The 12607-nt window shown below is 48.1% G+C and carries 8 protein-coding genes; 3 read left to right on the forward strand and 5 right to left on the reverse strand.

Annotated elements, in window-relative coordinates; all coding sequences use genetic code 11:
• Nucleotides 1-40 precede the first annotated feature (40 nt).
• From NSQ29_RS24315 to NSQ29_RS24325, 3 genes are all read right to left on the reverse strand, one after another.
• A complete protein-coding gene (locus tag NSQ29_RS24315; protein ID WP_341126308.1) occupies nt 41-2434 on the reverse strand; it encodes a transglutaminase TgpA family protein in 2394 nt (797 codons plus the stop codon).
• Complete coding sequence (locus NSQ29_RS24320) at nt 2403-3749, reverse strand: DUF58 domain-containing protein (protein WP_341126309.1); 1347 nt, start codon at nt 3747-3749, stop codon at nt 2403-2405. Before NSQ29_RS24320 ends, NSQ29_RS24315 begins: the two co-directional genes overlap by 32 nt.
• Nucleotides 3750-3876: 127 nt before the next feature.
• Nucleotides 3877-5289 (reverse strand): polysaccharide deacetylase, encoded by a 1413-nt coding sequence (locus NSQ29_RS24325; RefSeq protein WP_341126310.1) that lies wholly within the window; start codon nt 5287-5289, stop codon nt 3877-3879.
• 107 nt (nt 5290-5396) lie between these two features.
• Between NSQ29_RS24325 and NSQ29_RS24330 the strand changes: the two genes are divergently transcribed.
• The 3 genes from NSQ29_RS24330 to NSQ29_RS24340 all read left to right on the forward strand — a co-directional run bounded on the left by NSQ29_RS24330 (nt 5397) and on the right by NSQ29_RS24340 (nt 7603).
• Entirely contained in the window at nt 5397-6065 is a 669-nt protein-coding gene (locus NSQ29_RS24330; protein ID WP_076285863.1) for a DedA family protein, read from the forward strand.
• Between the two features lie 184 nt (nt 6066-6249).
• Nucleotides 6250-7200 carry a helix-turn-helix transcriptional regulator gene (locus NSQ29_RS24335; RefSeq protein WP_341126311.1) on the forward strand — a complete coding sequence of 317 codons (951 nt, stop codon included), beginning with the start codon at nt 6250-6252 and terminating at the stop codon, nt 7198-7200.
• Nucleotides 7201-7291: 91 nt separating this feature from the next.
• Entirely contained in the window at nt 7292-7603 is a 312-nt protein-coding gene (locus NSQ29_RS24340) for a zinc ribbon domain-containing protein (RefSeq protein ID WP_231573377.1), read from the forward strand.
• Nucleotides 7604-7685: 82 nt separating this feature from the next.
• On the opposite strand, the gene NSQ29_RS24345 is transcribed toward NSQ29_RS24340, so the two are convergent.
• Together NSQ29_RS24345 and bcp are read right to left on the reverse strand one after the other, a co-directional pair.
• Nucleotides 7686-11969, reverse strand: coding sequence for an acyl-CoA dehydratase activase-related protein (locus NSQ29_RS24345; RefSeq protein ID WP_341126312.1), 4284 nt, complete (start codon nt 11967-11969; stop codon nt 7686-7688).
• Between the two features lie 123 nt (nt 11970-12092).
• Complete coding sequence (gene bcp, locus NSQ29_RS24350; RefSeq protein ID WP_445739174.1) at nt 12093-12560, reverse strand: thioredoxin-dependent thiol peroxidase; 468 nt, start codon at nt 12558-12560, stop codon at nt 12093-12095.
• Nucleotides 12561-12607: the final 47 nt, after the last annotated feature.

Here is a 12607-nt window from a genome sequence, read left to right on the forward strand (position 1 = left end):
ATGGAAGGAATTGTATAGCAGCATCAGCTGTTCTGACCGATTAAGTTAACCGGAAGGTGATGATCAGGCATTCGCGCATAAACGCGGACGCATCATGAGTAGTAAGCTCGCTGATCTCTGCAGGTGATGCTGGCGCCGCAGACATTGCAGGGATTGCAGATATCATCGACCTTGCTGAAATTCTAGACGTTGCAGATATTGTAGGCATTTCCTTCGCGGGATCGGCCGCGACGAAGGCTGAAGGCGCGGGCGCGTACGCCAGGGTCTCCCACTGGCGTACGAACTGCCGGACGGCTTCGCTTAGTCCGGCATCGTAGATCTGCAGGGAGTCCACATACTCCCTGCCAGTGACACCGGGCGGCGGCGGTCCATACCGCTCCGCCAGCCCGTGCCAAGCTAGAGAGGCAGCGCGCAGCTGCCTCTCGCGGCTCATGCTGCTGGCGCTGCGCGCGGCCAGCAGCAGAGCCAGGCTACGCCGCCAGCGCCAAGCGGCGGCGGGAAGCAGCGCCGCGGCAGCGAGCGGCGCTGCAGAGGTCCCGCCCGCCAGCGGCAGGGCGGGCAAGCCCGCGTTTCGCGCAGCTTGCGGCGCGAGCGAGGCTGCCGCAGGCAGCGCCGGTGCGGCGAAGCCGGCGGCAAGGGCGGGGCCAGGCGTTGGGTCGAATGGGACCCAACCGGCGCCGGCGAAATAGACCTCCACCCAAGCATGGGCATCGCCCTGGGTGACTAAATACTTCGCCGGCATAGTATCGTCCTGCAAGGTCCCAGGCCCAAAGCCTTGGACATAACGAGCAGGAATTCCTGCACTGCGCAGCAGTACGGTCATAGCTGTTGCAAAATGAACACAGTAGCCTTGTTTTGTCTCAAATAAAAAGTGATCCACAAAATCAGATCCGGATGGTGGAACCGTTGTGTTCAACGTATAGGAATATCCATGTTGTAAGTAATCCTTAATGGCAGTTACGGAGTCATAGCGGTTACCTGAAGAAGCTGTAAGCATCTCCGCCAGCTCTCTCACTCGTACGGGTAACAAATCTGGCAATTGCAAATACTTGCCCATAATTTCCTGGGGATCGTTACTGCTTAAACCACGAAGCAGTACTGGATCGCTCTCAGGAAGTAAGGATTCCACTGAATATTCTGTGATCCGTGCAGAGCCTATTGAATCAGGCAGACGAAAACTCTCTCTGTCTAAGTTAGACAGCACATATCCCAATTTACTTCCGCCCAAGAGTTCAACCGACTCAACATCAGTTATTATTCCCGCATTGAATAAAGGAATTCCCCCGGAAGAAGGGGTGGCAAATTGTATTCGCTGTTGAAGTGTTCGTTTCCTAGTTTCACCGCTTAGCATCAATGAAGAATTCTTTGGAATACCGGACAGATTAAGCGGCATAAACTCTTCGCCCCCCCTGATCCATCGGCGGCCATCATAGTAAGCAATGCTCTCACCTCGCCAGTAAGTACGCTCGCTAGTTATAGCTGTAAAGACTGGTTCAGTATTGCGGGATAACGGGGCTCCGAGTTCACCGTCATTCGAACTATACCCTGTTGTTCCAGAAGCATTAGACGCCTTATCATCTGGCAAATGGCCTGAAGCCCAAGTCTGCAGCTTCTGAAATGTCGATTGCAACGTAAGCTCGCTGGTTGGTCTTGCCCCGAGCAGCTGCCCACCGAACCATGCTGTTGCCATCACGACAATGGCTGTCGCCAAAGTCAGCCCTCCCCAACGCGCATAAGGCAGTGTAGTAACTCCCTCACGTTCTTGAAGACGCAGGAGACCACTCATCGCGTGCATCCAAAAAATAAGACCCATGGATATCACAATATCCATTGTGGTATTGACGTCAAAGCCCATATCCAAGATCAGCAAGTAAATGATTGTAACTGCTGTGAATAGCACTGTACTCCCTCGGAAGAGTGCAAGCTGCTGTACTGAGGATACCAATAGTCCCCAACCTACAATCAATATCAAAAGCCTGCTGATCTCGCTTAACTGAGAAACATGTCCAGAAAGAAGCAGAATGAGATCATTCGCAATTTCGTCCGCATAAATCCCTAACCACCCTATGCCTTCGCCCCCACTGCATAAGTAAAGCCATGCTGAAACAGTAATAAGAAATTGAATACTTAGCAGTAGCCACCCCGGAATCTGAAATATCCCCCATAACAGCAACACCGCCGCCAATACCATTAGAACTTGTAGCATCTTGGAGGTATCTTCTAATAAAGCAGACCTATATAAAGGGAGTAACCATTCAATAAATAGCCCCATAATGGCCAAAGAGAACAGCAAACGATAGTACAGAGGCACTTTTCTCTGCTTACCGGCATGTCTGTTCTCTATTTGCCCCAAATTGAACTGAAAGCCATTCATAGCCAGTTCTGTATCACCCGATTTTCCCTTACCGTAGTGTTGGTTTTCCGGATGATTCATGGAACTCTACCTCCCTGAATCTGAATGCTGGCAATGCATCATCCAGACAAAACATTCGTGCTCCAAGACGAGCCAAACTATCTCCGACAGTTCCCCTTCCAGGCTGGCGAGCCTCCCCTGGCTTCGGTGCTGATTGGTCCCAAGCATAATAAAGCTCCACCTTCACACCTTGCATCAAGAACTTGGCAATCACCTTGGCAGATTCCTCTTCTAGCCGTCCCGTAATAATGGCTACTGTCATCCCCGGAATCCAGCCGCGGGAAGCATCATCAAGCAGCAGCGACAGGTTTCTAGTGCCATCCAGGGAAATTTCAGTCAGAATATCCAGCACTCTCCCTGGGATTTTACCCAGACCTTCATGTCTAGCCATACCTTCTGGCCAACCGCCGCTAAACAACTGAACATAAGCACCTGAACGCTCAGCGGAGAGCAGCAGCCCCATCGCTGTCGACACCGCTTTCTCAAATGCTGGAGGCGAATCGTCTCGGCTCCCACGAGGTTTAAGCGCATCTGTAGGAACCTCGTAGTTGAGCGGGTCATTAGCCAATACGATACAGGTCATTCTTGCCTTTTCCCGTTCTGGAACTTTGCTCTGCAGCGCCCCCGTTCTTGCACTATTCTTCCAATGAATTCGGCTAAGTGGATCTCCTGGCTCATAATCCCTGGATTCCAAAGCCTCATCGCTGATGCTTCTTCCCCGTCTAGAATACAAGGTGTCACCCGTCATAAATCCGCTATCTGGTACAGTTCCACCAAAGTATAAAGGCGCTGGCAGCACCTTAAAACTCTGTCCTCCATCCGGTTCAGATCTTCCCGTGAACCAACCCGGAAAATCTCCCCAAGTTACTCTACAGCCCAGCAGATGATGATTGCCGCGAGATAAATTTTCAATCGTATATGTGTATGAAAAAGAACGTTTGAATCCAGGAAATAGCAGCTTCTGATGATGGCTATCACCCCAATAATCGGCAATGGTCATCCAAGGGAGAGGCAACCGAGAAGAGAAGCTCAGCTTTACCTTCACATGAAGTGTATTACCAGCCATCGGTCTCGCAGGAGTAATTGTACGAACTAGCTTAATCGTCCGTGGACCAGAGAGCTGAAGCATAAGTCCACCGAGCATAATAACTCCAACAACGATCAGGAGAAACAGCAAAGACGGACCTCCTCGCCAAACATATAAAGCACCTATAATTCCAGCCACAGTTAGCATCCTTAACCATTCCATCAGAGCACTTCGGCTACGCGGATAAGAGAAGCTTTTGACACTTCCGGCATCTTTCTTCAATTGATCAATTAGTGATGAAGAGGACAATGGGACACCCATCCTTTGGTCATAGACTTGTTCCTAGCTCAGGAACTTATTACTATCTATTCTTCCCATGAAAAAGGGTGCCCAGACATTTGTTTTTTCTTTTTACTAGACAGCCTCAGCTCTTCTTTCAGAATGTTTTTACCCGGCGTTCTACTTCAGTAACGCTTATATTAAGCGGAGGATGACCTGTTGTCTCCAGCAGTTCTCGTAGCGATACCCAGATCGATCCACCAATCATTTCTACCCTCGCATCGATTGTCTTTTGACCCTTATCAGGATGGTTTAGAATCAATTGTTTGTTCATTACATCGGCAATGACCGCTTTCCCGTTCCAATCTATTTCTCCACTTCGGCTATTCACATCCCAGCTAACTCGCCCTCCAAGCCGTTCAATTACAGCACGAAGCGGAACCATATACTGTCCATTTCGCACGGAATATTCCCCGGGATTCAGCTTCGTCTCCAGCTTTCCGACCTCCAGAATCAATGGCTTTCCAGGCGCAAAGAGCTCCGTATTCGGTGTGATATTTGAGGCGACCCAAGCTTCTGAAGGCTTTTTTCGCCCCAAATTAGCGGCTTTTGAAGAGACTCTAAATTGTACAGGTTCTACCGTTTCATCCAATAGGCCAAAGTCATATCCAGCCGCCTTATAGCGTGCAATAATGTCCGGCAGCGCTTTGACGCTCTCTTGATGACCGCCACCATCATGTAGCAGCAAAATAACCTGGGAAGACTTCATATCCATTGTGGATTCCTTCAAAATTTCTGAGGCTGGCACGCCTTTCCGTTTAGAATCGCCGCTATCCACCGTCCAATCCATCACCTTATAACCTGCTTGCTTCAATAAATTGAAATAGGTATTATCAAAATGATCATAGGTTCCACCTGGGGCGCGGATAAGCTGTGGCCGAACCCCTGTAATCCCCTGAACAATCTCTTCAGTCTGTTTAATTTGATTCCAAAATTCCGTGAATCCACTATATAAATCATGGTAATTATGATTATAGGTATGATTGCCAATCGCATGGCCCTGTTCCCATATGGAGTCGATGAGCTCAGGATGGCTTTTCGCTTGATTACCAAGAACAAAAAAGGTTGCCTTCACACCTTCCTGATGTAAAATTTCAAGTACATTGAAGGTGTTATCGCTAGGTCCGTCGTCAAATGTAATATAGACTGTTTTTTTAGATTTTTTGGCTGCTGTGATTGCAGAACTCGTTGTCGAAACCTTGGATATTTTCTCTACCCCATTAGCTTGAGGGAGTTGAGTCACAGTAAGGGCCGCACTTGAAGAGGAGTGAACTTCCGGAGATGCAGAAGCGAGTGGTTCTACTGCAGATGGCAAATCTTGCATCGTCGCTGCGGTAAGCTTATTCTTAACAGATACAGACTCGGCGCTAGCGGGCTGCAAGGATCGGAGCTCCCATGAATTCAAGTTTTTCCCTATACTCCATCCGAGCATTACGATGAATATTACAACCATAACGAGCAATCCGCTTATCAACTTTCGGCGGCTGTGTGCGCTTTTATTACCCTTCATCTTCTCTACCTCCAGCATTCTATTGGCTTAAAAGCCATTTGGTAGATTGTATGAAGACAAGCTGTAAAATAGAATAAGGCAACTGCCTCTTGGAGAGTGACAATCTTATGGAAATGCTGAGTTTTATACAAGAATTATTCACCAAATATGGATATAGCGTATTATTCTTTGGATTACTTCTCGAGTTCGTTGCCCTGCCCTTTCCCGGAGAGACCACTATGGCGTTTGCCGGTTTCCTTTCCTATACTGGGAGACTTGATTTCTTTACGCTAATTGTAGTTGCTTTTGCAGGCACCACAGCTGGGATGACCCTCACCTATTTTGTCGGATTAAAAGCCGGTATGCCCTTTATCCAGCGATATGGAAAATGGTTTCTATTCTCACCTACTAAGCTAGAAAAAACACAGAAATGGTTTGAGAAATACGGAAGCTTTCTAATTTTTATCGGTTATTTCATTCCAGGGGTACGGCACTTTACAGGTTATTTTGCTGGTATTATCGCGCTTCCCTTCCGTAAATTCGCCCTATATGCTTATAGTGGAGCCGTATTCTGGGTAGTACTGTTTCTTAGCATCGGAAAGGTGTTTGGTCCACAGTGGATGGGCATCTTCCATTTGTTCGAGTCATATGCGCTTTGGATTATTTCTGGTGGTGCAGTAATAGCAGCTCTTGTGATCATTTACCGTTATCGCAAAAACATTGGTGCCCGCCTCTTCCCTGGCAAAGCTGCCACTCGGATTCAGGCCCAGATTAAAAAACCTTCCAAGGAGCGGTGAATTCACCGCTCTTTTTACTACGTATCAACGCATACCCTGCCAACAGTATAGCAATTATAGAGAACCCTGCTCCCCCAGCAAAACCCAGCGCCCGAGGCTCCATCCATGCTTTATTTTCAAGAATTTGCTAAGATGTAGTACATCATTACATAACGAAATTATCCGAAAAGGAGGGCTCTACCTTTTGAAAATTGATCGATTGCTCTCTATCGTCATTCTACTAATGAACCGGCGTCTCATTCAGGCGAAGGAGCTCGCCGACATGTTCGAAGTGTCCGTGCGTACCATTTACCGTGATATTGAAAGTATTAATGGGGCTGGAATTCCTATCGTCACCTATCAGGGATCGGGTGGTGGTATCGGCCTTATGGAAGGCTACCGGTTAGACCGCAATGTATTGACCGACCGCGAGCTGGCTGATATTTTCTCCGCTCTGCAAAGCGTCTCCTCTTATGGCGGAACTGAACACACTCTGCTCATGGAGAAGATCAGTAGCGTAATCCCGCCCTCACAGACCGCCGCTTTCCGAAGCAAAACGACCCAGCTTATCATCGATTTCTCTCCTTGGGGTCTTCAGCCTATCCTAGAAGAGAAGATTGCAACTCTAAAAGAGGCGCTGGAAGAAAACAGAACTGTGGCCTTTGATTATGTCAATGCCGAGGGGCAGTCCAGTCAGCGTTCTGTCGAGCCCTATACTTTAGTCTTAAAAGGACAAGCATGGTACTTGTATGGTTACTGCCTGCAACGCCAGGATTTCAGATTATTCAAGCTGCATCGTATGAAAGGACTCGTTAAAGAAAAACGGGAGTTCATTAGAGAAGATAGGGACATGCATGAGCTGCCCTGGAGCACTGATTATCAGCGAGTGACTTCAACCTTAGTAGTGTCGCCAATCCTTCTGCACTTCACAGCTGAAGGCAGACATCTAGCGGAAGATCGCTTTGACTCCACTGAGCTTCAACCGGACGGACATGGTGGATATAACGTGTCCATCCATTATCCCGAGGACGGATGGCTCTATGGTTTCTTGCTCAGCTTCGGAACGGCTTTAGAAGTGCTAGAGCCGGAACATATTCGTCAGAAGCTTGGAGAGTTGGCTCTTGGGGTTGCCAAAAAATATGCAACCTCGCTTTAAACCTGACGGTATGTCGTCAGATTCATAGTTCTATAATGTACTTAAAGCGAGTGCTCATAAGCTTCGCATACTTTTAAAAGGAGTGCTGTATATGAATCAAGAGCATGTAGGGCAAATGCAAGGCGAACCGAAATTTTGTCAAAGCTGTGGGATGCCTATGCCTACGGAAGATTTACTTGGAACGAACAAGGAAGGGCAAAAGATCGAAGATTATTGTGTATACTGCTACGAAGATGGAGCATTTAAACAGCCTGATATTACGCTGCAAGAAATGTCTGACATTTGTACAGGCTACTTGGTTCAAGAAGGAATGGATGAGGCTGTCGCCCGCAAATTACTCGCCGAACAGCTGCCTCATCTGAAACGGTGGAGAGGCGTAGCCAGCTCTCCTTCAACAAACTAATAATCAGCACAAAAAAAGCGGACCAAGTGAATTCTTGGTCCGCTTTTTATAGGCACTTCGTCTATATGTTACCTTTTTAAGCTCAGGTCAAACTGTAGGAGCCTTCAAGTAGGGTCTGCTGCAGCGGTTTAAGTGATGGTTCTAAATCAGACACAGCATTCCCTTCCTGACTGCTAGCAATCGACATCATCAGCTTGATTCGATTCGCTTGGTTAACTACACTAACTCCAGCATCATAATCAATGGCGACGATATTCGCACCTGGATACAACTCCTTAAGGCCCTTAATCATCCCACGCCCGGTAATATGATTGGGCAAGCAGGCGAACGGTTGAATACAAGCAATATTATTCACACCATTATCCAGCAGATCCATCATTTCTGCAGTCAGGAACCATCCCTCACCCATCTGATTTCCTACGGATACCAGTCGGCTGGCCTTCTCAGCAAGACCATAAATATTTTCCCGTCCTTTAGCCAGTCCGGCATCCTCAAGAGCTACCTTTATCGGCTTGCGATAAATCTCCAGATAGGAGATCAACATCGGATTAATATATCCTAGCCGTTTACTTTTACCGAATTGCTCGGCTTTGTAGATCGGATTATACACGCAATAAAAGATGAAATCTAAGAAGTCTGGCATTACCGCTTCTCCGCCCTCCGCCTCAATCATCTCGATGATACGGTTGTTGGCGTCCGGGTGAAATTTAATCAGGATCTCTCCAACAATGCCTACTCTTGGTTTAGTAGCACCTGTAACGGGCAGCTTACAAAAATCAGCTACAATTTCACGAACCAGACGTTTATATTCTCGGAACGAGAAGTTGACTAGGCTGACCTTACAACGCTCCATCCCCTTACGGAATAAACGCTCAGCACTCTGTGGAACGACCTCATACGGCCTAAAATGATTTAGCAACCGCATCATTAGATCACCATAGCAAGCCGCAGCGATCAGCCGATTTGCCAGCTTAAGACTGATTCGGAAGCCTGGCTGGTTCTCCATTCCAGAAGCATTCAGCGAAATCACAGGAATCTGTTCGAGGTCTGAATCCTTTAGGGCTTTGCGGAGCAAAGAAATATAATTCGTCGCCCGGCAGCCACCGCCCGTCTGTGACATGATTACAGCGGTACGATTCGGATCATAGTCCCCACTCTTCAGTGCCGATAGAATCTGCCCTATCGTTACAATAGCGGGATAACATGCATCATTGTTAACGTATCTAAGGCCCTCTTCCGTCTCTTCAGGCCCAGTGGTTTCAAGGATCTTGAGACGGTATCCCGCATCGCGGAAGACCTGTTCAAACAATTCAAAATGAATGGGCGACATCTGCGGCGCAAGGATCGTGTACGTTTCTTTCATTTCCTTCGTGAATGCTACATTAGCCTGTATTTTAGGCGGCTTCTGAGGAAGCACCTTTCCTTTTTCCCGTTCGCGCATCGCTGCCAGCAGTGAACGCAGCCGAATGCGCGCAGCGCCAAGGTTGCTAATCTCATCGATTTTGATCAGCGTATATACTTTGTTATGCCTTTCCATAATGTCTTGTACGGCATCACAGGTGATCGCATCAATCCCACATCCGAAGGAAGTCAATTGAACAAGCTCCAGGTCGGTTCGGACTGCGGCAAGGCGGGCTGCGCGGTACATTCGGGCATGATAGGTCCACTGATTAACTACCGCCACATCCCCTTCACTTCGGTCCAGATGGCAGACAGAATCTTCTGTCAGCACGGCGAGTCCCATACCGGTAATCATATCTGCAATGCCGTGATTAATTTCAGGATCCGCATGATAAGGGTGACCACAGAGAAGTATTCCCTTGTTCCCAGTGCTGGCAAGATACGCAAGCGTCTCTTCACCTTTGGTACGCACATCACTTTTGGCGCGGTCAGCTTCAGCAAGTCCTGCCTGCACAGCATTCGCAATCTCTTCTCTCGGAATCCCTGTAAATGTCTTCACGAGTCCCTTAGTCAGCGCAGATCTATCGTCGAAGGTCAGAAACGGACTGACCAGCGTGATTCCATTATCCTTTAGTCCATCCATATTGTTGCGAATGACCTCAGGGTAAGAGGCGACCACCGGACAATTGAAATGATTATCCGCTGCTTCATCTTCCTTCTTCTCATACACTACGGCAGGATAAAAAATAAAATCGACGCTTTTACCGATCAAGCTCTGCACATGTCCGTGCGCCATCTTTGCAGGATAGCAGATCGATTCTGAAGGAATCGTATCCATCCCACTTTCATAGAGCTTCTTGCTTGATTTAGGAGAGAGAATTACCCGGTAGCCAAGTTTGGTGAAAAAAGTGTGCCAGAACGGGTAATTCTCGAACATATTCATCGTACGTGGAATACCGACAGTGCCCCGTGCTGCACCTGCCTCAGGTAATGCTTCATAGTCAAAGAAGCGTTCATACTTATACTGCATCAAATTTGGCAGTACATTCTTCTCTTTCCTGCCTCCTGCACCACGCTCACAGCGATTGCCTGTAACGTAGAAGCTCTTGTCCGGGAACCGACTGATCGTTAACGCACAGTTATTTCCACAGCGGCCACAGCGACCTGAAGATACCTCGTACTTAAAGTTGGCTATTTCCTCCGGTCCAAGCAGTGTACTTTTTCCGTCAGCCCCTGCTTGCTCACGGGCAATCAGTGCACAACCGTACGCTCCCATAACGCCAGCAATATCCGGTCTGACTACCGTTCTCCCCGTTAGGCGCTCAAAGGCCCGCAATACGGCTTCGTTATAGAAGGTGCCGCCCTGAACAATAATATTCCGCCCTAAATCCTCAGGGTTGCGAATTTTAATTACTTTTTGCAGGGCATTCTTAATTACGGAATAGGCAAGACCTGCCGAAAGATCAGCCAGCGACGCACCTTCCTTCTGAACCTGCTTCACTTTAGAATTCATGAATACCGTACAGCGGGAACCCAAATTAACAGGTTTGACTGCTTCCACCGCTGACTTCGCAAACTCCTCGATACCTAATCCGAGCGCAGAAGCAAAGCTCTCCAGAAAAGAGCCGCAGCCTGCCGAACAGGCTTCATTGAGCATTAGACTGTCGATAGCACCGCCGCGGATCTTGATGCATTTCATGTCCTGTCCGCCGATATCCAGAATAAAGTCTACCTCCGGCATGAACTTAGATGCGGCCTTGTAATGAGCAACCGTCTCCACTTCACCGCCGTCCGTCCATAAAGCGGCTTTGATTAACCCCTCTCCATAACCTGTTACATAAGAACCTGCAATATAACAGCCTTCCGGTAGAACCCGATACATTTCCTTCAGTGCCTCACTGACAGAATACAAGGGATTCCCCTTGTTGCTGCCATAAAAGGTATGTAGAATTTCGTCAGCAGAGCCGGTCAATACGAGTTTGGTTGTTGTTGACCCTGCATCGATCCCCAGATAACAAGGGCCACGATACACAGCCAGATCTGATCTGGCAGCAGAAGCTTTACCATGGCGCTGACGGAACGCAACAAGCTCTTCGGGGTTCTCAAACAGCGGTGGTAATTCAGCATCCGCTGCCCGATCCGCTGTAAAATCCACAGCCGCTATTCGCGCGATCCAGCCTGAAAGCGGCAAAATAGTAGGATCCGCTTCAGAGAGTGCTGATCCAATCGCTACGAAATACTGCGACCGCTCGGGGAAAAGAATATCTGACTCCGCAAGTTCAAGCGTCTCCGCAAAACGCTGACGCAGGGCTGGCAGGAAGGTTAGCGGTCCGCCAAGGAAAGCCACCCGTCCGCGAATTGGACGTCCGCAAGCGAGACCGCTGATCGTCTGATTAACAATACTCTGAAAGATTGAAGCCGCCACATCCTCCCGGCGGGCCCCCTCGTTTAATAGCGGCTGCACATCGCTTTTGGCGAATACACCGCAGCGTGAAGCGATAGGATAGATTCGCTCATGCTTCTCTGCCAATGCGTTTAAGCCCGCTGGGTCGGCCTGTAGCAGCGATGCCATTTGATCAATAAATGCTCCCGTTCCTCCCGCGCAAGCCGTATTCATACGCTGCTCAATGCCGCCTCGGAGATAGATGATCTTGGCGTCCTCACCACCCAGTTCAATCGCCGTATCGCATTCTGGAATCAGCTCGCCAATCGCCTTTGTACAGGCGATCACCTCCTGAACGAACGGTACGCCTCCCAGTTTGGATAAAGATAAGCCTGAGGAACCGCTTACAGTAAGGGCTGCGCCTCTCTCAGGAAATCTGCTCTGTACATCAGATAGAAGAGAGAGGGCTGCTTTTTTTATATCGCTATAATGTCTTACATAGTCCTGATAAACAATAGTGTTACGCTCTATAACAACCACTTTCGCAGTAGTTGATCCGATATCAAGGCCAATACGCAGCATTATCACTACACCACCTCGTCTTGCTCCAAATTTGAAGCAATTATGAGGAAACTATATCATGACAATACCTTATGAAAGCTGTTAAAAATGTAACAGACTTTTACAAAAAGTTATTAACAAACTTTATGATTTGGAAATCCCTGCTATGGCAGATGCTACATGACCTTTCACTCGTACTTTCCGCCATTCTTCCACTAAGATCCCCTGTTCATCGATCAGAAAAGTAGAACGTACAATGCCCATGAATTCTCTACCATAGAGCTTCTTAAGCTGCCATACACCGAACATTTCACTGACCTTATGATCCTCATCAGACAACAGTGGAAAGGGTAGACTGTTCTTCTCCGTAAATCTCATATGCGAAGCCAAAGGATCTGGACTGATGCCTAGAACAACCGCACCAAGCGTAATAATCTGATCATGGGCGTCCCGGAATTCGCAGGCCTCCTGCGTACAGGCTGGTGTCATATTTTTAGGATAAAAATATAAAATGACCTTTCGGCCCAGGTAATCACTTAAACTAACCTCTTGCCCGTTGGAAGACGGAAGAGTGAAATTCGGTATTTTTTGTCCAATAGCTACTACGTTCAAGTTATATCCACTCCTTCTTGATATTGGAGGATCGAGCATGAATTGCG

This window comes from Paenibacillus sp. FSL F4-0236, from assembly GCF_038000135.1.
Lineage (GTDB): Bacteria > Bacillota > Bacilli > Paenibacillales > Paenibacillaceae > Paenibacillus_AQ.